This window comes from Thalassobacterium maritimum, assembly GCF_031127805.1.
GTDB classification, from domain to species: domain Bacteria; phylum Verrucomicrobiota; class Verrucomicrobiia; order Opitutales; family Coraliomargaritaceae; genus Thalassobacterium; species Thalassobacterium maritimum.
The window spans coordinates 1-22,760 of sequence record NZ_JARXHW010000006.1 but is presented as its reverse complement, the minus strand read 5'-3'; the positions used below and the strand labels follow the sequence as shown (position 1 = coordinate 22,760).

The window sequence follows — 22,760 nt, the reverse complement described above, 5'->3', positions numbered from 1 at the left end:
TCCTTCGCTAGTCGAGCTATGGCGGACTAGTCGAGCGACGCATGGCGCAGCCAGCGTAGTAGCGCTTAAACTTCTTCCTCCAGAATTTGCCCGTGCTCTTTGAGCCACTGTTTGGCCTTGTCCATCTTTGGGCATTGGGAATGCACGATGCTCCAGAAGCGAGGAGTGTGGTTAGACTCTCGTAGGTGGGCGAGTTCGTGGATGATCACATAGTCGATCACATAGACCGGGGCCTTAATCAGCCGCCAATTGAAATGTAGGTTGTCGTTGGGCGTGCAGGAGCCCCAGCGATAGAGGTCGTCGATTAGACGGGCCTTGCCATAGTTGACTCCTAGCTGCTGGGCGAATTTCTCGACTTTGGGGAGGATCTTCTCTTCCGCCCGTTCTTTATACCATGAGCGTAGCACTGTGCGCCGTCCGGAGGCCAGCCAGGCGGGGATTAGAAACTTCTGCTCGAAGCGGATGGTCTTCTCTTTCTCGGGGATCAGCTCGATCTGATAATGACGCCCTAGGTAGAGGGCCGACTCTCCATTCACGATCTCTTTCCCGGGAGGATGGATCGCTGCTGTATATTTTTGAGTGTGATTTATTTTGTCCCGTATCCAGCGCTGCTTGGCTAGCAGGATCTCTTCGATCTTGGTTTCGCTCACACTCGTGGGCGCATGGACGACGACGGTTCGGTCGCGCTCGACGGTGATGGTCAGGCGCTTCCGTTTCGCGGATCGTTGGATGCTGTATTCGAAGTCCAGACTCATTCTGAGTAGAGGATCGCATCGTTGTAGTTTTCGGGCATGCCGATAAAAGAACTTACGTTTCATGAACTTATAGCCCAAATTGACGCTGCTGGTGCTTATCGACATTATTCTGGATACTTGCTCGAACTACTTACTTCAGATGGTGACGATGTCGGTGACTGTCCGTCAGCAGCAGATTTTACGAAGCGTATGGCTTCAGGCCCTGACGAGGAGGCAGATGAATTGTAGAAAGGTGCAAAGCTAATTTCTCTAGCTATTGGGACGTCTGTTCGCTTATTGAAAGCAATTGCTCCGATTGATTCAAGTAAGACTCTTTTTGATGATGGTCCAACAATACTGCGTGCGCTACACGAGAATATGTTTAAGCAGCTATACAATATTGGCCTTAGCATACGTATATTATTTGAAGCTTCGATTGATTATGACATTCATGATGGGGAGGAGGAATATATTGAATACTTGAGCCAGAAATATGCTTTGTCTGATATTCAGCGTCATACTCTTAAAATGGAATGGGCTGATGGTGATGAAAATCTTTGCCACGAGTTGCTTGAGCATGACCTACACCTTAAGATTTTTCCTAATGACGATACATGTTTCCAAGTCTCTAATTCAACTGGCGATTATTTGCTGAAACTCCCACCGTTTTTTCGGATAGTAATGGAACCATATTATCCAAATATTATTTTTTGGCTCGTATCCTTTCGATACTGAACCACTTGGATCTCATGGCACAAGTTATCGCAAAAAGAAAAAGGCCAGACCTATCGCGAGGCTGATGTCGACATGCGTGAGATCTTGGAATTGGATGCTTTAATTGCTGTAGGGAAAGAGTTCTTATCCAAGTTGGAATAAATTCCTCTGCATGGGGACCCTGACTCCATCTAGAATTAGGCTCTTAAACTGGGGGGGGGGCGATGCTTGAAATTGCTCATTTCGATTAAAACACCTTTCGGACTGTTAATGGCCTACGGCATGCTGTAAATTGGCCCTTAACTTTTGTAATATCTGCTGGATGTCAGTTGAATATTCTAATAATCATTTTACTTAAATATGAAGACTATACTCGTACACTCTGGTGGAATGGATTCTACCGTTCTTTTATATCATTTACTTGACGCTGGTGTTGAGGTTCGAGCGCTCTCGATTGACTATGGTCAGCGTCATAAGAAGGAGTTGGATTTAGCTAAATCTGTCTGCGAGAAACTCGGAGTGGAGCATCGTATCGCTGATCTGACGGCTTTGGCGCCTCTGCTTGCTGGTAGCAGTCTCACTTCTGATGACATAGAAGTCCCCGATGGGCACTATGCGGAGGGGAATATGAAGGTCACTGTCGTTCCGAATCGAAATATGATTCTGCTCGCTGTGGCGACTGGTTGGGCGATTTCGACCAAGTCGGATACTGTCTCCTATGCCGCTCATAGTGGTGACCACGCGATCTACCCTGATTGTCGTGAAGAGTTTGCAGCAGGGATGGATCATGTGATGCAACTCGCAGATTGGCAGGTGGTTAAGCTTGATCGTCCGTTTGTCGCCATGACTAAGGCGGATGTCGCAAAACGCGGTGCGGAGCTTGGAGTTCCATTTGACGAGACTTGGTCCTGCTATAAGGGCTTAGATCTTCATTGTGGTCGTTGTGGCACATGTGTGGAGCGTCGCGAAGCTTTTCATTTAGCTGGAGTGATTGACCCGACTCCATACGCTGATACTGCACCAACAGTTGACGAAATGATCGCCAATGACTGGCGAATTTAATGTAAACTATACTTAAACTCTAGCTATGATAACTTGTTCTAAAATTTATACAGATATACCATTTGCTCATCGACAGCATCTGCACTCGGGGCATTGCTCTCAGATTCATGGGCATAACTGGGATATTAAATTAGACTTCGCCTGCTCTGAGTATGATTCCAACGGATTTGTGGTTGATTTTGGCAAACTGAAATACTTAAAGAAGTATATTGATGATAATCTGGATCATGCCTGCGTTTTCTCGGACGAAGATCCCTTAGCTAAGCAGATTCTTGACTCCGCGCCTGCAGGTGTTTATCAGCCATATTGGGTGAAGAGTGCTTCAGGTGAAGGTCTGGCTAAGCATTTATATCAAGTGTTTTCGGCTCTTGTTCGAGAGCACGAAGGGGAACGAGTCTGGATTTCGGGGATTGAGATTTTTGAAGACCGTAAGAATACAGTGAAGTTTATTCCTCAACTCTAATATATGAAACAACTGCCCATCCATGAGAGCTTTTTTACATGGCAAGGGGAGGGCGTTCATATGGGACGTTCTGCCTTCTTTATTCGGACTTTTGGGTGCCCAGTAAAATGTCCGTGGTGCGATTCCGCTGGAACGTGGCACCCGGATTACATCCCGAAGGATATTGAGCGGCAATCACCCATTGAACTCGCTGAGATGTCTGTGAAGCATAATCCAGACTGTGTGGTGATCACGGGGGGCGAGCCTGCAATTCATGATCTGACCTCACTGACGACAGCTTTGCATGAGCGCGGCTTGAAGGTGCATCTTGAAACGAGTGGCGCTTTTCCACTTCAAGGGGACTTCGATTGGGTGACAGTGAGTCCGAAGTGGCAGAAAATGCCACTGGAGGAGAATCTTCGTCGTGCGGATGAGATTAAAATCATTGTAGAGAGTGATAATTCTATTGACCGTTGGAATCAGGCGATTCACAAATTTATTACTACAACACATGTCTGGCTTCACCCCGAATGGTCTCAGAGAGATGACCCTAGTATTCTTCGTTCAATCACTGAGTGGGCGAAAGCGCACGGTTCTCCGTTTCGTCCGGGATATCAACTGCATAAGTTGTATCACGCAGACTTACTGGATTCTCGTTCGCGCTCAAACGTTCCGCTAGGAGGCAATCAGAAGTTAGGATTTTAGTTATATATGAAAGATGTTCAAAATTTAGAGGATACACGTGGAATTCCAATTGATCGCGTTGGCGTGTCAGACCTCCGTTATCCTATCGTAGTGCTTGATCAGGAGAATCAGGAGCAACACTCCGTCGCTAATATTGCGCTTTCGGTGGACCTCCCTCACCACTTCAAGGGCACGCATATGAGTCGCTTTGTAGAGGTTCTCAATCGTCATCATGGTGACATGACAATGCGAACCATTCCCGTGATCCTTGCTGAGTTGCAAGAGCGTTTGGAAGCGGAGCAGACGCACATCGATGTGTCATTTCCATATTTTTTGATTAAGAAAGCGCCTGTGACTCAGTCTGAGGGGTTGGTGGACTATGATTGTTGTTTCTCTGGTGAAATGAACGGCACCGGAAGTGACTTCAGCTTGGAAGTCATTGTGCCCGTTACGAGTCTTTGTCCCTGTAGTAAAGAGATCAGTAGTTACGGTGCGCATAACCAGCGGAGTCGTGTTGCGATTAAGGTGCGCACTCGCAAGAAGCCTGATGGCACTTGGGATTTTGTTTGGATTGAAGAATTGATTCGAGTTGCGGAGCATTCTGCCTCGGCTCCTTTATATTCATTGCTCAAACGCCCGGACGAGAAATTTGTGACAGAGCAGGCCTACGATAAACCAGTCTTTGTTGAAGACCTGGTTCGAGGAGTCGCTACTGAGTTAATGGCTGACGAGAGAATTGTCTGGTTCCGTGTGCGTTCTGTGAATGAAGAGAGTATTCATAATCACAACGCTTTCGCTGAGATTCGCTGGTCACGTTAGTGTTAAATCGAATCAGACTATACCCCAAATGTCCTGTTTTCTTCTCTCCACTACTCATTCTGATTTTGGCATCGGGAAATTACTGTCTCGTAGCGATGAACTCGTTGAAATTGAGTATTTTGACTCACCAACTTGTGATGACCGTAAAACAGTATGGGTGGATAAATCGGACGTGCGTAGAGTTCACTTAGACCCTCAAACACGTGCTTACTTTTTTGACCAGAACTCTGGTTGCTGGCGTATTGGACGTATTGATGGGCATATCGATGAAGATTGTTTTATTGCTCTACCGAATCAGGTTAAAATTAAGCTGCCAGAGAAAGATGTTCTGACTCGATGGAATATGCCGATTGATGATCCTTGTGAGCATCTGGCTTATCGATTGACAGAAACACCTTACTTTCATGGTGCTAGATCTGACTTACTCGCTGCGCTTGTAAAGCAGCGTGCAGCTTGTTCAGGGATGTCTACTTTGCTGTCTGCCCCGGTCTCATTGGAACGTCATCAAGTTGAAGTTGTGCGACGAGTTCTCGAAGATCCTGTTCAGCGCTATTTATTGGCTGATGAGGTCGGTCTGGGGAAGACCATTGAAGCTGGTCTAATACTGCGGCAGTATATCTTAGATCATCCTGACAAACATGATTCTGTCATTGTAGTTCCAGAAGCATTGATTGATCAGTGGATTGTTGAACTAAGAGATCGCTGTCAGATCGGTGTCGAGTTTGGGCATCAAGTTGATTTCATCTCTTTGGAAGATTTGGCAGGTGATCCGACACTGTTAGATGGCATTGATGCGGGATTCCTTATTGTTGATGAGGCGCACCAAGCTGTAATGGGCTGGGATCTTGAGGCAGGAGATCCATTGAGAGAGCGCTACTTGGCATTATCCCGGTTTTCGAATCCAGTTCATACGCCTCGATTGTTATTGCTGTCGGCAACTCCGGTTCGTCGTAATGAGGATGGCTTCCTTGCGCTTCTACACCTCTTAGACCCAGCAGTTTATGATCTTGGTCAGAAAGAGGCATTTCGGCAGAAGGTTGATAAACGCCAGGATCTTGCTGATAAATTTCATGCATTTACAGAAGATCAAATGGGACTTTTTTTGGAGGGCATGGCTGATGAATTATCTGACATGTTTCCCAATGATTCACGTTTGCTAACATTGTTGGTTCAGTTGAGGCCATACCTCGGATTTGACGTGGATGATAACTCTCCGGAAAGAAGAGCTATCATTCGTGCTGTCCGTGTCCATCTCAGCGAGACATATCGGTTACATCGACGTTTGCTTCGTAATCGGAGATCTGAGGAACTTGAAGGCCTTCTTCCCGGAAGAGATGGTATTCGGACAGTTGAGTATGAGGACGATGTTTATCGTTTAGTTGAAGGACATCTTGAGTCCTGGCGTGTGAGTGCGTCTGCTCATGTTTGGGGTGAAGAAGAGTCTTCGCAGTCGAAATGCTTGAACCAAATGTTCGGGGTATTGTTGGAGCTTGTCCTCTGTGACTTAAATGCTCTGAAGTGTTTTATTTCTATGCGTTTAAAGCTGGAGGTAGCGCAATCTGGAGAGTGGGGGCCTCTTCTCGGATTAGACGAATTTAAGCTACTTAGCATAACTGATACTTTTCCAGAGGAGCGTGAGTTGTTGCTTGGGATTCTTGAAATCTTAAACGGATATGATGATATCCATGAACCGCGTTTGGATGCTCTGGATGATCTTGTTTCTGAGCAATTGGATGATGGGAAACGTGTCGTCGTTTTTGTAACGAGTCCAAGTTATGCAGATGAAGTATATGCTTTTCTTGAGGACTTACATAAAGAGCCTGTCTATCGTCATCATACAAGTGAGAGTGACTGGGAGGCTTTTAAAGGTGATCAAATACCTGCTGTGCTAGTTTGTGATTATAAGGCAGAAGAAGGATTGAATTTACAGGGCGGTCGGACCTGTATCGTTCATGGCGATTTGCCGATGCTACCTAATCGAATCGAACAGAGAATTGGACGATTAGATCGATTTGGTGTTGGTTTTCCTGTGGAGTCTCTGTCTTTACTCCCTCAAGAGTGCCCTTATCATGCAGCATGGTTCAGTTGCCTTAACGATGCTTATGAGGTCTTTTCTAGGTCTATTGCAGCATTGCAGTATGTGGTGGGTGAATCAGTGTCGAAGATGTCGGGTTTACTACTAAATGAAGGTGTCCAATGCATACTTGATTCATCGGAAGAATTAAAAGGAGAGAGTGGAACTCTCATGAATGAGTTGCGTCAGATTCGAGCTCAAGATGCCTTAGATGCGATTGAGGTCTTTTCTTTTGAGGATGGGCCTGACTTGACTCAACAAATTGAGGACTTTGAAGATCAGAATGATTTTCAGCGTGTATTAGAGTCGTGGTTGGTGAATCGTCTACAGTTTATTCGAGTTGGTGACGATGGACCTCGCGATAGTGCTGTTGTGCGTTATTATTACGTTTCGAGCGATTCTCGTAAGCCAAGCTTAGTATCTACGCGTGATTTTGTTAATTGGTTTGAATCGTGTATTCAGAAAGAAGCTAAGCATGAGAAATTCCATGGGCCTTTAACATGGCCAATGTCTTATAATCGGGAGACCTCTCGCTGTAGGAATGTAGGTTTAGCACGTATCGGAAACAGTTTGGTCGATTGCTTGCATCGCTATCTTCGCTGGGACGATCGAGGAATCGCTTTTGCATTCTGGCGTCATTCAGAGAGTGTCCCTGTCGGTGACGTCCAAACTTATTTCCGTTTTGATTTCCTCATCGAATTGGGCAATGAGGCAGGAGGGGAATTGTCGAAGGACAGTGGTTCACTTGGTGCGGTTGAGTTAAAGCGGCGTGGTGATTCGATTTTATCTCCGATTACTCGCTCGATATGGTTGAACGAGGACTTTGATGTTGTAACGACTGAGGTATTGTCAGAATTGGCCCCAGCTTATTCTAGTGGGAGAGCTGATAAGAATATAAATCCGAAACGTTGGGATGTTGTCCAGAAGCAACCTTTTTTCAATGCCGAAGGCTGGCCTGAATTATGTAGGACGGCCTGTTCTCATGCCAAAGATGTGATGATCCGTGAGTTAGATTTGCCGCAATTAATTCAAGCTTCCGTTGATCGTTTGAAAAAGCAAACTACGATTGTTCAAGGGCAGTTTCAGAGTCGTATCGATGCACTTCGAGAATCGGCATACACAGAAGCCGAATTGACTCATGCAGAGGCTGAATTGATGCAAGAGATGCAAATGCGAGGTGCTTTGATGAGTGGTGTGAAGCAACCGAATTTACGCTTGGATGCAGCAGGCGTTGTGTTCCTCGCTGGATACCCTTTCCCAGGTAATGAGGAATGAGTTTTGAAATAATCAGTCAAATTTTAAGGAATTGGCCCGATCAAGTGGTTCCTTCTGAGGCTTTTGAAGGACATCACTGTGAACGTCTGCGCATAGCATTAAAGGCACTACAAGAGGAGTCTGCTCTAGTCGGAGATGTTGATTTGGCTGGGCTTATTCGCTTCGTTCTACGGTGTGAGTCTGTTAGTCGAGGAGTTATTGCTCGTCTGTGGGTTCCTATTGAATTGCCGTGGCCGAGTCGGGGGATTTGGGAAAGCCATGGTTGTTCTATTGGGACATCACCTAAAATGGGCTTTCAAATTGTTGAGGCAGATGATTGGTCACCAAGTTGGTTAGATCATCCCAATCCCAGCCCTTTTCATTTGGTAGAAGAGGGTAAGCCAGTAAGGCTAGAGAAGAAGGTGCCATGTGATCCGGCAGTGACAGATCGCTTTGGCATCACTGAGTATCTTTCTTGTGCGCAACGGGACGTTATTCGTGCTGTTGCATTGTCAAAGCAAGATTCGATCAATGTCGTCGTGTTGCCGACTGGTTCTGGGAAGAGTTTAGTTGGTTTGTCTGCGGCGTTGTTTGGTCCAGATCTTGGTGTCTCTATTGTTGTTGTTCCTACGATTGCTTTAGCATACGATCAAATGCACGAGGCGAAGAAGCATTGCGATGGCTTGTGCGTAGATGCATGGCACTCGAATCTTAGTGCCGCGGATAAAAAAGCAATTAAAGAGCGTATCCGTTCGGGACAGCAGCGCATCTTATATGCCTCTCCGGAGAGCGTAGTTGGCACATTGTCGACCTCACTTGCAGTGGCAGCACAGAGTGGGCTTATACGAGCATTTATTGTAGATGAAGCTCATATGATTTCGCAATGGGGAAATGGTTTCCGACCTGAGTTTCAATCCATGGCAGGATTGTGGAGGCAGATACGTAGCATCTGCCCTGAAGGACGGAGTTTTAGGACTGTCTTGATGACGGCGACATTAACGGATGAAGCATTTGAATCGATCGCGACTTTTTACGGTCCAAGAGAAAACATCGATGTGCTTGCATCTGTTCACCTTCGACCTGAACCACAATATTTCTTAAGGCACTGTATGTCATTGAATGAGCAGACTGAGCGTGTTCTTGAAACTTTGAAGCACGGACCTAGACCTGTGATTTTGTATACGACTGAACGAAGCTTAGCCGATCGTTGGTATACTCGATTGAAAGATGAAGGGTATAAACGAGTTGCGCGTGTGCATGGAAATACGACAGGACCATTGCGTGAACAAGCAATTCAGCAATGGCGTGATAATGAAGTTGATATCATGGTTGCGACTTCTGCCTTTGGATTAGGGATGGACAAGGGGGACATTCGCCTAGTGATACACGCTTGTGTGCCGGAGACGATTGATCGCTTTTATCAAGAGATCGGACGTGGTGGACGTGATGGTTATTCGACTGTATCAATGTTATTGTGGACAGATAGAGATAGTAAGACGGCACATGGAATCTCCACGCCATCTGTGATTACTGAGGAACTCGCATTAGAGCGCTGGAAAAGTCTGTTTGACCGTAAGCCTGAGCGATGGATAGAAGATGATGTTTTCCTTGCAGATCTACGTTCATTACGTCCGGGGAAATCATGGGATTCTGAACTGAATAAGGAATGGAACCTTAAGACGATTTTATTACTGGAGAGATCTGGAGCCTTAGAAATTATAAGTCGTCCAGTTCCTGAGTTTCTACAGGTCGACGGTGAGTCGGATGAAAGTTTTAAGCAGAAGACGGAAGCGGGTTTAGAAACGTATTGGTCGACTTGTCCAATTCGACTTAAACGCAATGACACCTTGGATCCTGACTTTTGGAATACTGTTATCGCTAATTCTAGAACAAAGACTTTAGACTACGCACGGATTAACTGGACTCGCATGAGTCAAGTCCTGAAGGGAACCGAAGAAATCACTGCGATTCTATGTAAGTTGTATCAGGTGGCTACTGTTGGTATTGATGTTGATGTTGGGCAGAATGGATACCCCGTTTATCCTCCTAAGGGATTAGGCTGGAAAGTTTCACAAACTTTGGAATCTATTTTTGAAACTAGATCTACAAAACTATTGCTTGTTACTTATCCCCCTGGAATTGAAGAATCTAGACTAGTTGATCTGATGATCCGCTTAGTCGGTCAGGGCATACGTGAAGTGGTGGTTCCTTCCGCACTTCGGACTGATGTTTTTTGGACGAAGGCTTTCGTTCAGTTGCATCAGAAGGCTCAACCTGAGCGCTTTGTATGTATTCGTGATTTAGGCGAAGAGGATCGTATTGGTGCGGGAGGTTGGCCTTTGGCGTGTTTAACTATTTTGGACGCTAGTTTTGTAGGTTCAATTTTTCCGGAGGAATTGTTTTTAGTGGAACGTCCATTGCATATTATTTTGCTGCCTGAAGGCCTGCAGGATTCACGCCATCCTGGGAGACTTATTGGTGATGTTCAACCTCCTGCTGTTGTTAGGCTGTCCTTATTTAGAAATCAATTAGAGTTATGAGTATTTTAAATCGTCCAGGTGATGGGAACAGAAGCGTTCTTACTGTAATTTATAAACTTCTGTTGCAAGAAGGTCCTACGGATTATGATAAGATTATCAGTTTATGTGCTCCTGACGGGGTTGTTGATCCTAAAGAAACTAGGCAGACTTTAAATACATGGTGTGATTTAGGACTACTGACAAAGAATGCTGACCGCGTTTCAATTAATCAAGATATCAAGAAAGCGGATCGTAGCCTCCATCTTTTGCCGAAGCAAGCGCGTGAGCATGTTCTTCGATCAGAAAACAACCAACGATTGTGGGAAGTCGAAGACTCTAAGGCATCTGACTTCTGTAGGGCAACGGCTTGGTTGTTGGCACAGGACGTATATACATTTGATTGTAATTCGTGGAGCGAAGCACAACCAAGAATCCATCATCAAATGGGGGAGGATGCTAATCTGATTGCACAAAATGATACACGTTGGAGTGGATTTAAGGATTGGGTTACTTATTTAGGTTTTGCATCCAACGGACGTTTTCCTGTATCTGGTTCACTTCTTATCGACCCCACCAATGCAATTCGTGATTCATTGCCTCAAGTTTTCGGTGAAATTAAAACACTTCAAGCGGATCAGTTTCTCTCAGGACTGGCTGATTGCTTACCAGTCGTCGATGGTGGCGAATATCGAGATGATTTGGAAGAGCGGCTTAAAACTGCCACAGGTGAGCATGCGTGGCATCCTCAACCATCGGGGCAACTATCTACAAGTCTAAGTCGTGCGATTTTGAGACTCGAAAGTTTAGGCATTCTAAAATGTGAAAATAAATCAGACGCTCCAGTTCGCATGATTTTAACTGGGCGTAACGGTTCCATTGTTGGAACTTACTCTCACCTTACTCTTCTTTCTAACAAAATATAAGATTATGCCGAAATCTCTTATAGATTTATGGCCCTCTTCAGCAAATTGCTTGGAGTGCCTGACTACAGAAGCTGAATCCGCGTCTAACGCCGTCTTTTTAGCAGTTCATCAACCGATGCGGTTAACGCGAACGACGTTTAGCGCTACGAATAGCAATACTAAAGATGTAAAGGAGAAGGATTTGCTAGAAGCGTTTCTGTCTGATGATCTACCTTCCGGGACACTGCTTCTACCAATTGTTGGTAGTTCAGGTGTGGGTAAGTCTCATATGATTCGCTGGTTAGATGCTCATTTACGAGGGCGTCAAGATGGGGTTAAACGTCATGTTGTTCGTATCCCCAAGAGTGCTAGTTTAAAGTCCGTCCTCAACTTGATTCTCTGTGATTTAATTGAGACGTCAGGAACTTACCGGAAACTGCATGAAGAATTATCTTCAGCAAGTATGCCGAAGGAGTTGGACGACGCGACTTACGGTTTGCTGTCGAAACTAATCGTTGCGCTTGAACGTAATTTTAGAGCGGCGCGTGAGCGAATCGCTAGTGGTAATGAGCGAGAAAATGATCGGAAACGGATGACTCACTGTTCTCCGCAATGCCTTCCGTCACTTCTTGGAGATCCAACTCTGAAGGCTCACTTTGCGGCTTACGATAAGTCGGGTGAATTAGGCGTTCTGGCTCGCATTGCATCACGGTATATTAATGGTTCTGCTGATGTAGATGGACCTCAGAATATGTTTAGAGAGGAGGATCTTGAATTTGGAGATGACGTTAATCTGAGCGAAGTCTCAGGGCCTGTTAGGATATATCTGAATGTCTTGAAACAGCAAAATGGGAAGAACCGTTCTGATGCCATTTATTTCTTAAATGAAGTAGTCGATCAGTCGCTTGGTGAGTTACTTGACTTCGGAGGGAGTTCGCTAACAGATCTTTTTGTCAGAATACGAGAGCAATTACTTGTCGATGATATTGAACTTGTGCTTTTGGTTGAAGACTTCGCGGCTTTGGCAGGCATCCAGTTTAGCTTACTAGATGCTATCATTCGTGAAGGTATTCGTGATGGAAAAAAAGTTTTATGCACAATGCGGACTGCTTTAGCTGTGACAGAAGGCTACAGCAATTTGTTGAGTCAAGAAACTGTAATGACGCGTGCGCAATATGTGTGGCATATTTCAGATTTCCCTTTCTCCAGTGAGAGTGATGCGGTTAAGGTTTATTCTAATTTTGTTGGTGGATATTTGAATGCATCTCGATGGGGGAAGACTGAGATCGAGACGCGTCATGGTGGATTGTCTAGCATTGATAAATCAGACGTGTGGTTGCCTGATTATTATCAGCAAATTAAGGAAGAATTATCTGAAGATGATGTAGACCTGATTCAGGCATTTGGCACTTCAGATTCGGGTGTTTCATTATTTCCATTTAACAAGGGGGTCATTCGTCAGTTAGTTCAGAATTACTTCAAAAAGGGTGATAAGTTTGAATTTAACCCTCGAAAGCTTATTAACCGGGTGTTGCGGGATACATTAGTGGATCATCGTCGTGCCTTTGATCAGGGACAATTTCCTCCTGAGAACTTCCAAGAGTTTAACCGGAACAAATTAGACTTAACCGTTTCATCTGAAATTAGTCGCCGTGCCGTCGTTGATGAAAAGAAGCGAGTAGAGGCTTTTGTTTATTTTTGGGGGGATGATCCTCGTGGTGTGGCGCAGGCAGCATCTCTTGACCCCAGATTGTTTAGTTGCTTCAATTTGACTGCTATAGATTGGTCTGTGGCACCGCCACCATTTTGTAAGAAGTGTAATTGTTACCACGATGGCCCGTGTGAAGTGCCACTTTGTCCAAAGTGTAACAAGAAACATTTTGGTGCATGTGGTGAAAGACCACCACCGCCACCACAATCTGATTGGGCGCAAAAGATCGTAAATTGGCGCGAAAATAAGATTTTAAAGTCTGGAGATGCATCCGCAATACGTGGCTATCTCGTTGAAGCAATCCGAGAGCATGTAGACTGGAATTCGTTATTAATAGAAAAGCCAACGCTCGATAAGACTAAGATCTTTTTGCCAAACGTAACTATCGGAAACCCTAAGGTAGATGATGTCTTGGCGTATGCCGCTCGCGATGAGGATTTAAATGTTCCGGAGTTAAATGACCAATTTTTCGCAGCAATTAATGCAGTCGTAAGATATCATGAGCATAAGTCTTGGGATTATGATGGCGCGGAGAATGATTATTGTTCGTATTTTAACCTAATCGACTGCATGTCAAGAGAGGCGGAGGTCTCACTGATGAAGCGTTCGCATGGCCTTAGTCGTAGTGCGGTAACTCTGGTGTGCCATTCTCTTTTAATCGGTTCAAGGATCCTAAATGTGGATGGTGCATCCACGAACACTGACTCCGATAATATCGCTTCAATTTACAAACTGAATGAACCTTTATCTGATACTGTCAGTGGGAAATGGGGGGAACTATGCACATCTATTTCACATATTCGCCCTGCGTTGATTGATGTATTAAAGAAGTATACATCTGCTCGGCAAGGAGATGGTAGTAAGGTGCTTGCAGTGGATGCTTCGTTTCTGATTGGAGTCATTCGCGAGACAAGAAAAACGTGGAAGTTGCCAGATGATCTGGATACCACACTCTTCCGGGACCTGCCTCAAGTGCGTGAACATGTTCGCACACTTAAAAATACACTTGATAAATCCATTGAAGAGCGAGGAGGTTTTTTATCCTTATGGATGGATGACGTTATAGAATGGCTCGGAGAAGAGTTTGATTCACAGCAGGTGCAGTCTGAGTTTTTGAATACTTTAACGCAGGCGAATCAGCAACAGGTGTATAATTGCAAGAACTATCAATATGAGCAATTGCGAGCTTTAGTTAGAAGTTTATCTGAATGTAAAACAAAGGAGAGCGTCTCGCTGATTCGTAAAATTTCGGAATCTTCAGATTTTGGCCAGCAACTATCCGCAGTATCAAAAGTCGATGATAAAACTATACTGACAACGCGTAAGGTTTTCGATGCTTATGAGGAATTCTTAACACAAACTACGTCCAAAGCTGACGAACGCTTGGCGACGGCACCGCCATCTATCGATACGATATCCACCAAGTGTTTGAGTGCTATTGAGACGATCGATGGCTTTCTCAATCAATTAGAAGGAGGTGAATTATGAATCTAGTAAGCGCAAGTAAGTCATTGGTCGGTAAGATTGAGAATATTTCAGAAAGTGCATCACGTGAGCAAGTCATTCGGACTATACAACCGATTGAAGATGGACTGAACAAATCGATAGAGCGCTTAACAGTAATTTGCTTAATCGCGAAGCATTTTAGTCGGGAGTCAGCGATTGATTTTAGTGTCGTTGATTATTCATTCACATCCGTTCGCAAGAAAATTGAACCTGTGCGTAAGGCATTAGATAATAAGCCAGAGGATGCCTTGAAGCATAACCGATGGGCGAACTGCGATGCCAGTCTGCAGGCTACAGTTCGAGAGCTTGAACAGAGCCTCAAAGTGACATGGCAGGGGTTTATTTCGAGTATTTCACATGACATTCAAAGTTTGGAACCCTTTCTTGAGTTAGGTGACGGTGCACGTGGGATTCGCGAAGTGAAATCCAAGCAAGATCGACTGACTAATTTTGGGAAAACGCTTCCTAATGCCGATATTGATGTATGTATCCAAACGGTGAAGCAGTTGAGTCAAGAGATCGGCGATCAGGTAGCCGCTCTGGATCTAGGTGAACTCCCGGATGGCGTGGTATCTTTTATTAAAAGAGTGAAAAGTTTCAATGGTGCTACTCTGGCAGATCTGGAGGTCGAAGTCTTCGAATGGCTGAAGAGCAAAGATATGCTCAAAAACTTTAAAGTGAAATAGCAAGAGCCTCGCCGATTATAATATGGAAGAACTGATCTCTAAATTTCTAGGTGAGCTTGAACGTAAAGAAGCTCAACTTTTATCATGGGGTGTCGTTGATGGGCATTGGGAAGAGGCCGAGCTTGAGGATTTTGCAGAGATCTTTCTTGATTGTGAAGAAGGTGGGTGGGATTTCTTTAGTCAACCACTTGATCTCGTCCAAGCGCTCTTAGCGCAAGGATTGTTGTTTCGGTGGGATGAATCTGGTAGTTACTGCTACAGGACTCGTTTTGCAGAGACTCTTCGCTTGTTGGCTCGTTTGCGTCAGTTATTCCCGAAGCACTTGCGGGATGTGAATGGTTGGCAAACTGCTTCCACACTTGTGGCTGATTTTAGATTATTACTACGAGCTCGGAAGTATCCTCAGCGAGACTGTGTGGCCCGCGAAGTGGTTGAGTTGTGCACTGGAAGTGCACAATTGTCTTTGTCCTCGTTGCAAGAGGATACGCTTAACAGGATGCTTAATATCTCCGATGAGAGTGACGGATGGTTGCTCGCTGGTTTTCAGGTTCGTTCAATAATGCGAATTCTTCAAGCTGCTCAGCACTCTCTCCCGGTGTCAGAAGAAGGGAAATATTCGACTGGGTCTGTTGTTTGTGCTGGGACGGGTAGTGGTAAGACCCTCGCATTCTATCTGCCGGCGTTTACTCATTTGGTTGGGATGATCGAAAGAGATTCTAGTAAATGGACACGTGCGCTCGCTCTTTACCCTAGGAACGAACTATTAAAGGATCAGTTCACTGAAACCTGCCGAATGGCACGGACTGTCAACCCCTTTCTCAAGGCCGCTGGACGTCGTGCGATTACGATTGGTGCCTTTTTTGGTCCGACTCTTGATAATCGAGAGAAACTACAAGGTAATGACCCTAAGTGGAAACGAGTTGGTGATGGCTTTGCCTGTCCTTTTATCCAATGCCCCGATGAAGCGTGCTCGGGTGAGATGCTTTGGTTGAATGCCGATATCAGCTCAAATACAGAACGTCTAGTATGCAGTTGTAGCAACTGTAGTGCTTCGATCGAAGAAGATGAGATCGTCCTCACTCGTGATCGAATGAAGCAGAGTCCTCCGGATATTCTTTTCACTACGACAGAAATGTTGAACCGGCGAATGACTGATTCTCGGTTATGCCACCTGTTTGGAATTGGAACCCCGGCGAATCAGAAGCCTGAACTAGTGCTCTTGGACGAAGTGCATACCTACTCAGGAACACACGGAGCGCAGGTGGCTTATCTTCTTCGTCGATGGAGGCATAGGGCTAATTGTAAGCCGCACTATGTCGGTCTATCGGCGACCTTGAGAGAGGCCTCTTCGTTTTTCGCGAAGTTAGTTGGTATCTATGATCGCTTGGTCGAGGAAGTCTCACCTTTAGATGGTGAAATGATAGAAGAGGGCATGGAGTATTCCGTGGCAGTTAAAGGCGACCCTGTTTCTGGGGCTAGCCTCCTTTCGACGACGATTCAAACGTCGATGTTGATGCGACGCTGCTTGGACCCGCGTATTCGTGCCCAGTCCAACGGAGTGTATGGAAAGAAGCTGTTCGTGTTTACGGATAATCTGGACGTGACCAATCGTCTGTTTTTCAACTTGCTTGACGCAGAGGGGTTGAATGCCAAGGGGCAACCAGATTTCATTCGGCATAAAAAGGGATCTCTTGCTAACTTAAGAGCGTCGAGTCAAGATGCTCACGGGGCACGCTTCCTGTATGGACAGTCTTGGGACCTGTGCGAGAGTATCGGCCATGTGTTGGATTCGAATGAGCATTTGCGGGTCGCTCGTGTGTCATCGCAAGACTCAGGTGTGGATGGTGGAGCCGATATCCTTGCGGCTACCGCGTCTCTAGAGGTCGGTTTTAATGATCCTGAGGTGGGTGCAGTTCTACAGCATAAGGCTCCGCAAGATTCGGCAGCGTTCTTACAGCGAAAGGGACGTTCTGGTAGACGTCGTGAAATGAGGCCTTGGACTGTCGTAGTGCTATCTGATTATGGTCGCGACCGTATCGCATATCAGGGGTATGATTTGCTCTTCGATCCGGAACTGACTCCACGTGAGCTTCCCTTGGGGAATCGTCATGTCTTGAAGATGCAAGCAGTCTATTCAATGATGGACTGGTTGTCGTCTGAGTTGGTTCATACTGGCCCCGGGCACTTTTGGAATGATGCGAGTGGCCCTTCGGAGCATCCAAATCCTAAAAGGAGGCAGCAAAAGGCTGCGGAGATTTTATCATCCGTCATTGTCGGTGGTCCTGAGTTGGACCGATTAAGTGATTGGCTTAAGTATTCACTAAACTTAAACGCATCAGAGGACTCCGAGCAGATCAATTCGCTATTATGGGAGGCTCCTAGAGCTTTGATGACATCGGTGATTCCGACGTTGTTACGCCGTTTTGAAACGAATTGGATGAGTGGAGATCAAGTTGGTCAGGAATATCATGTTGGATATCCAAATTTCCATCCGCTTCCTGAGTTTATTCCTGCAAGCTTGTTTAGTGATCTAAATTTACCGGAGGTAGCCATATGGGCTGTCCAGAGACTGCATGGGCCTGAAGAAGTGAACTATCTGCCCGCGACTCAAGCACTGCGGGAATTTGCTCCGGGACGCATCTCGCACCGCTATGGCGTTTGGCATAGTTTGTCACGGCATTGGATCGGCATTGATCCAGCAGGTGACGCACAGCAGAGTATTTCAATTGATTCGTTTTGCTCCTCGGAGGAGCGCGTTGAGATCGGTGTATTCCCGTATCGAGATGAGCATGGTGCGATTGCTGAAATCCCCGTTTATCGCCCCTATGCAATGCATGTGAGTAATGATGCAGACAATACCATTTCAGATTCATCAAATGCGATGCTGGATTGGCGCTCCCAGATTTTGGCACCAGAGGGGGAGGATGCAGGTTTGGAATTAGATCTACCACCGCGATCAGAATGGAGTCCTATTATTGAGGGCGTGCGTTTCTTTACACACCGATTGCATCAACCAATTCGGGTGACTCGGTTTGCCTTAGGCTCTACCGCGAACTTACGTTTTAAATCTGGAGAGGATCTTGATATAAACTGTAAGTTCGGGATAAATGTGGATGATGAACTCAGTCCGGCAGCTCTAGGTTTTGCTTTCGACGCCGACGCGATTCGTGTGCGGTTAAAATTCCCTGATGACTGGTTTGGATCAAATATTTCTGAGCAAAAGATGCCGAGTTTGAAGAGTTCGTATTTCAAATGGCGCGTCCAGAATGAACCACGATTTGACGGAATGGCTAATACGTTTCAGCGACAATGGTTTGCTGAGATCGTATTGAGTGCAATTAATTCAATCGCAATTGAACAGGAGATATCGCTAGAAGAGGCTTGGGGGACATTTCAAGGAGAAACTGCCTTCTCGCTGTCTTCTGTATTGGAAGTTATCTTTCAAAGTGTTTCCACCTGCGATGAAGGCACTCCTGATGATGAAGCGACTCAACTGGAACAGTCGAGACAGGCTGAGTTACGTGAATTGTTAGAAGATGATGCGGTTCGAGGGATCTTGAATGAGCTAGTGCCGCTACTTTGGTCGGATGATTCGATTTCTAGTGAAGCATGGCTTCGTCAAAAATACTTGGCGACCTTTGGTGCTGCCTTTCGTGATACGATTCAGGCGCTTTGCCCTGATGTTGATGTGGATGATTTAGTCGTGGATCTTGATTCAGGCATTTCTTGTCGTGCAATTTCCGATGCTGATTCGGATGTTGCTGAGATTTGGCTCTCAGAAACGAGTCCTGGTGGTGGAGGCGTCATTGAGCGGTTACTTCCTAAATTTGCAGAAGAGCCACGTCGATTTCTGGATCTATTAAAGGGATCCCTTGGAAGATCGGATTTTGAAATTGTAGATGACGAGTTGAAGCGATTCCTATCTTGGTTGGAAGATGATTGCGAACTGCAGGAGTTAGTTTCTGTGTTACGTAGTGCTTCGACCCAGAATGCTTTGACGGCAGCGTTTGAGGATTTGCGTTCTTCCTTGAAGCGTAAAGGTCTCCAGACGACTCACTCAGTTATTACGACGATGTCAGCACGCTTATTGCGCCCAGGGAGTAATATCGCGACAGATTCTTTGATTCGAGATGTCCTGCAGCGATGGTGCGATGAGGAGGTTCGACTAGGTGTCGAAATTGAACCTCGTGCTCTTGCATATGCACTAAGCGCAGATGATTCATTAGATCAAGCTCTTGGAGGTGTCTTGCCTCTTGGTCCCGGGCAAGACCGTCGACAGTGGCGTTTTGTGACGATTGCAGGACTCCTGTGGGCACGGGGCACACAAGCTAGAAATCATTCGCTAGAACTTAGAAATCCTTATGCGGAGGTATTGAGTCCTGAGCGTTTTCTTGTGATCGATGCGCTTGCGACTGAGGATGTTGGAGTCTTATACGGTTCTGAACGATGGGAGCGGGCTTTAGTCACATCCTTAATTGAAGCCGGACGTTCAGTGCTTAGTGCCCCTGTCGAGGCTATTGAGCACTTCAGGTTGAGCCTTCTGGAGTTACTTAGTAATCCGGTTGATACAGGCACGCTTCTTCTATACCCACGCTTCCGTGCAGTTACACGCGATAATGAGCACGTCAATGTGACACTCGAATTAGTCGCTCCTGGGGAGGTCACGACTGACCTAGGAACTGATGAAGATGATAAAGCCTCGGCTCGTCTAATTGTGAAAACGATGAAGGGGAGTCGTGATGAGGTTCGAGACTTGTTGGAGAGCTTGATTGCCACGGAGTTATTATTTCCTAGTCGTGATATTTGGCTAGTGTCACCATGGGTTACAGACCTTCCGTTACTTGATAATCGTGCGGGCGCATATTCTGGAATCGAACCTGCTTGGCCTAAGAGTTACCTGAGACTCTCAGAGTTGCTGGCTTACAGTTTGAAGAGTAGTCCGGAGACTCGATTGAAAGTAGTGACGCGGCCCGATGAGCATAATAAATCATTTTGTAACCGCCTACGAGAGTTAGCGCGATTGGACGGGACCTCTGAGCGATTGAAAATCGATTCAAATCGATCGGTGCTGCATACTAAAGGCTTTGCTGGAGATAGCTTTTCACTGAAGGGATCTATGAACTTTACCTATAATGGGATCGAAGTGCTAGAGGAGACAGTTGAATTAGAAATTGATCCTAAGCGGGCTGCCAAATTCCTCTTTGAAATGAGTCATAACTATTTTGCGGAGGGCGAAGTATGAAATTGGCAAATTGGAATGATGAGGACTTGCTTGGATTAGAGAGATTCTATGCCGACGGGTGTGCTTGGACGATGCAGGAAATGGAGGGGCGATCTTCGACTTCTGCTCGAAGTGCCGCTGATTGGGTTGAGTCGAGTTTACCTCCACGGGATAACCCTTTGATTCTGCCGCGTGTTACAGAATCAAACCATATTTACTGGTATGTGATCGCTTTTAATGAAGCGCAGGCGGAGCAATTACGTGGCGACCTTATGGCCTTTGTTGGTTCTGTTGGAACTCAGTTTGATGGTCAACGATTTCACTTGGATGATTCCGATAGCGCGGATTCTGCTTTGCTCAATTGGATTGGTGGACAGTGGGCCTATCGCTTGCCGGTATATCGATCACGAAATAAAGAAGTTCGCCGAGCATTGGAACGGTTGCGGTCAGTTTGGAGGTTGAAGCCACAATTGAAGTCCACACTCTTACGAACTACGGAGGCACTTCTTCGTGAATTCTTCTTGTCTTTGGCGAATGGAAGTGAGGCAAGCTCAGGGAATATCCTTGATGAATTAAAGGGCAGTGGTCGTTTGAGTGCGGAGAATGTAGTATTTCTCGAAATTGAGATGCTTGCAGCTTTCGGTCGGTGGGGTGCCATTGCTCAGCACTCACAGCTGACTTACTTGAAGTCGATGCAAAGACCGCGGCATGTCACAGAGTTGCTGGTGGAAGCGTTGTGGCAGGATGAACTTTCGAGTTATGCGGATACTGGTGATGTTGACGGCGCCTTACATTATTACAGGACTGATTTCGGCGTGCGTTATCGCAGCTTATTGAAGACACCCGGAAGATCATTGAACGACTCGGTTCTCATAACTTTTCTGCTCGCAGCTGTTGGGGATGAGCATCCTCGTGTTGCGCAGATTCCAAAGTTGTTGGGGCTACTTGACGGTAGTCAATACTTCGAGTTCGCACAGGAATTGGCCGCGCAGGTGAAATTGCCTGAGGCTCCTAAAGAAGAGATTCCACTGTCGCCCGTAGAGCGCGCAGCGCAGACGTTTGATAGAAATGACTTTGATACCGCGTGGCAGCAGTTGTTGTCGGTTGAAGTTTCAATTGAAAGTTTGAGACTTATGCTTGAATGCTTCGAGGAATTGGAAAGCTCGGAGACTGCATTGATTGTTCAACAGCGATTCGAAGCATTAGATCCGCAATCTCAAGATCTCGTATTTAAGACTAAGCGTTATCGAAATTTATGGGAACGTGTTGAAACACTAACTCGCGAAGGTGCAGAGGAACTGCCATCAAATTGGAGGGCATGGTTTGAGGCTCTTAATGCAGGTAGTTTTGGAGATGATTCCTTGCTGAAGCTTGCGCGAGAATCGGTCGAGTGGGATGCTGCGGTATACTTGAACTCACCAGAGGTAGTCCGTGAGTTAGCCACTGCGCTCTCTGCTTGCAGTTCAGAGGCTCAGCATGTGCTACAATTGTCATTGCCCCATTTGGTTTCTTTTTTCCTGAAGGATGGTGTGGGTGCTCGTGAGTTTCTGCCAATATATTCGTCACTCGTAGAAGTGCTAGTTCTCGGGGATTCTTTTAGTTGTGAAGATTGGAATACAGTAGAGACACTTCTCTCGGCATCCTTAGAGGCGGGTTTGAGCAAGGCACAGTATGGTGAACTGTTTGAATATCTGGACGAACTCTGGAGCAGTCAGGGGAGTGTTTCTAAACTCGACTGGGCTCTAGATACACTTGATTTGCTTGCGATGCACTCAGTTCTAGATGCTGAAGCATTAAGCAGTTTCTACAGTGCTGTTTTATCTCGAATTACAGTATATAGTCGAAAGGTTCGTGTAGATCAGTGGGAGATGTTCCGTCTGCTTTCGGATGACCTAGGGTTCGCTTCAGATTATCAGGCGATTAGTCCTGACCTACAGGAGGTGACGCCAGATGCCCCGGGTATAGATCTCTCCGGCAAGTTTATTGCAATCTATACGCTGACTGAATCAGCAGGTGCGCGTGCGAAAGCTGTGATTGAGAAGTTGTTCCCTTCTGCAGATGTGCGGGTGTCAAGTGACTGTGGTGGTTCAGATAAGCTGAAAGGCTTAGCGCAGGATTCTGACTACTTTGTTGTGGCAACTCGAAGTGCTAAGCATGCTGCGACAGAGTTCATCAAAGCGAATCGCGGTAAAGAGCGCTCAGATCTTATTTATCCAGCAGGAAAGGGGTCATCTAGCATTGTGTCCTCATTGTTTAATGCCGTTATCCCTTAGTGGTTAGAAATGATCGATAGAACCAGCCTTGGTATACCGAAATCTCAATGATTCAGCTTTCGACGGGTGTGATTAAAAGTGCGGTGAGCTAATTCCAGAACCCCGTCCAACTGCCACTGGCTCTCCTGGCTCTAGTTTGTATAAGTGCATCTGCGTTCT

Annotated in this window: 13 protein-coding genes; 12 read left to right on the top strand and 1 reads right to left on the bottom strand. The window is 45.9% G+C overall.

Features of this window, described 5'->3' with window-relative positions; all coding sequences use genetic code 11:
- Positions 1 to 65: 65 nt before the first annotated feature.
- Positions 66 to 818 carry a M48 family metallopeptidase gene (locus QEH52_RS04085; RefSeq protein ID WP_308948784.1) on the bottom strand — a complete coding sequence of 251 codons (753 nt, stop codon included), beginning with the start codon at positions 816 to 818 and terminating at the stop codon, positions 66 to 68.
- A 213-nt stretch (positions 819 to 1,031) separates the two neighbouring features.
- Between QEH52_RS04085 and QEH52_RS04080 the strand changes: the two genes are divergently transcribed.
- From QEH52_RS04080 to dpdD, 12 genes are all read left to right on the top strand, one after another.
- Positions 1,032 to 1,469 (top strand): hypothetical protein, encoded by a 438-nt coding sequence (locus QEH52_RS04080; RefSeq protein WP_308948783.1) that lies wholly within the window; start codon positions 1,032 to 1,034, stop codon positions 1,467 to 1,469.
- Between the two features lie 339 nt (positions 1,470 to 1,808).
- A complete protein-coding gene (gene queC / locus QEH52_RS04075) occupies positions 1,809 to 2,510 on the top strand; it encodes a 7-cyano-7-deazaguanine synthase QueC (protein WP_308948781.1) in 702 nt (233 codons plus the stop codon).
- Positions 2,511 to 2,535: 25 nt separating this feature from the next.
- Positions 2,536 to 2,973 (top strand): 6-pyruvoyl trahydropterin synthase family protein, encoded by a 438-nt coding sequence (locus tag QEH52_RS04070; protein WP_308948780.1) that lies wholly within the window; start codon positions 2,536 to 2,538, stop codon positions 2,971 to 2,973.
- A 3-nt stretch (positions 2,974 to 2,976) separates the two neighbouring features.
- Positions 2,977 to 3,657, top strand: a complete 681-nt coding sequence (locus QEH52_RS04065; protein ID WP_308948779.1) for a 7-carboxy-7-deazaguanine synthase QueE — start codon at positions 2,977 to 2,979, stop codon at positions 3,655 to 3,657.
- Positions 3,658 to 3,663: 6 nt separating this feature from the next.
- Positions 3,664 to 4,455 carry a GTP cyclohydrolase FolE2 gene (folE2, locus tag QEH52_RS04060; protein ID WP_308948778.1) on the top strand — a complete coding sequence of 264 codons (792 nt, stop codon included), beginning with the start codon at positions 3,664 to 3,666 and terminating at the stop codon, positions 4,453 to 4,455.
- Positions 4,456 to 4,483: 28 nt separating this feature from the next.
- On the top strand, positions 4,484 to 7,804 hold the full coding sequence (gene dpdE, locus QEH52_RS04055; protein WP_308948777.1) for a protein DpdE: 3,321 nt from the start codon (positions 4,484 to 4,486) through the stop codon (positions 7,802 to 7,804).
- Entirely contained in the window at positions 7,801 to 10,323 is a 2,523-nt protein-coding gene (gene dpdF / locus QEH52_RS04050; protein ID WP_308948776.1) for a protein DpdF, read from the top strand. Before dpdE ends, dpdF begins: the two co-directional genes overlap by 4 nt.
- A complete protein-coding gene (gene dpdG, locus QEH52_RS04045) occupies positions 10,320 to 11,225 on the top strand; it encodes a protein DpdG (protein WP_308948775.1) in 906 nt (301 codons plus the stop codon). Before dpdF ends, dpdG begins: the two co-directional genes overlap by 4 nt.
- A 4-nt stretch (positions 11,226 to 11,229) precedes the next feature.
- Positions 11,230 to 14,403, top strand: a complete 3,174-nt coding sequence (dpdH, locus tag QEH52_RS04040; protein WP_308948774.1) for a protein DpdH — start codon at positions 11,230 to 11,232, stop codon at positions 14,401 to 14,403.
- Positions 14,400 to 15,107, top strand: a complete 708-nt coding sequence (locus QEH52_RS04035) for a hypothetical protein (protein WP_308948773.1) — start codon at positions 14,400 to 14,402, stop codon at positions 15,105 to 15,107. Before dpdH ends, QEH52_RS04035 begins: the two co-directional genes overlap by 4 nt.
- A gap of 22 nt (positions 15,108 to 15,129) precedes the next feature.
- Positions 15,130 to 20,349 carry a protein DpdJ gene (gene dpdJ, locus QEH52_RS04030; RefSeq protein WP_308948772.1) on the top strand — a complete coding sequence of 1,740 codons (5,220 nt, stop codon included), beginning with the start codon at positions 15,130 to 15,132 and terminating at the stop codon, positions 20,347 to 20,349.
- Positions 20,346 to 22,601, top strand: a complete 2,256-nt coding sequence (gene dpdD / locus QEH52_RS04025; protein WP_308948771.1) for a protein DpdD — start codon at positions 20,346 to 20,348, stop codon at positions 22,599 to 22,601. The genes dpdJ and dpdD overlap by 4 nt, the downstream gene beginning before the upstream one ends.
- The last annotated feature ends 159 nt before the right edge of the window (positions 22,602 to 22,760 follow it).

Bases quoted from the DNA above. Each gene is read 5' to 3' on its own strand.
- QEH52_RS04085 (WP_308948784.1), bottom strand. From the start codon at position 818: ATGAAACGTAAGTTCTTTTATCGGCATGCCCGAAAACTACAACGATGC.
- queC (WP_308948781.1), top strand. From the start codon at position 1,809: ATGAAGACTATACTCGTACACTCTGGTGGAATGGATTCTACCGTTCTT.
- QEH52_RS04070 (WP_308948780.1), top strand. From the start codon at position 2,536: ATGATAACTTGTTCTAAAATTTATACAGATATACCATTTGCTCATCGA.
- QEH52_RS04065 (WP_308948779.1), top strand. From the start codon at position 2,977: ATGAAACAACTGCCCATCCATGAGAGCTTTTTTACATGGCAAGGGGAG.
- folE2 (WP_308948778.1), top strand. From the start codon at position 3,664: ATGAAAGATGTTCAAAATTTAGAGGATACACGTGGAATTCCAATTGAT.
- dpdE (WP_308948777.1), top strand. From the start codon at position 4,484: ATGTCCTGTTTTCTTCTCTCCACTACTCATTCTGATTTTGGCATCGGG.
- dpdF (WP_308948776.1), top strand. From the start codon at position 7,801: ATGAGTTTTGAAATAATCAGTCAAATTTTAAGGAATTGGCCCGATCAA.
- dpdG (WP_308948775.1), top strand. From the start codon at position 10,320: ATGAGTATTTTAAATCGTCCAGGTGATGGGAACAGAAGCGTTCTTACT.
- dpdH (WP_308948774.1), top strand. From the start codon at position 11,230: ATGCCGAAATCTCTTATAGATTTATGGCCCTCTTCAGCAAATTGCTTG.
- QEH52_RS04035 (WP_308948773.1), top strand. From the start codon at position 14,400: ATGAATCTAGTAAGCGCAAGTAAGTCATTGGTCGGTAAGATTGAGAAT.
- dpdJ (WP_308948772.1), top strand. From the start codon at position 15,130: ATGGAAGAACTGATCTCTAAATTTCTAGGTGAGCTTGAACGTAAAGAA.
- dpdD (WP_308948771.1), top strand. From the start codon at position 20,346: ATGAAATTGGCAAATTGGAATGATGAGGACTTGCTTGGATTAGAGAGA.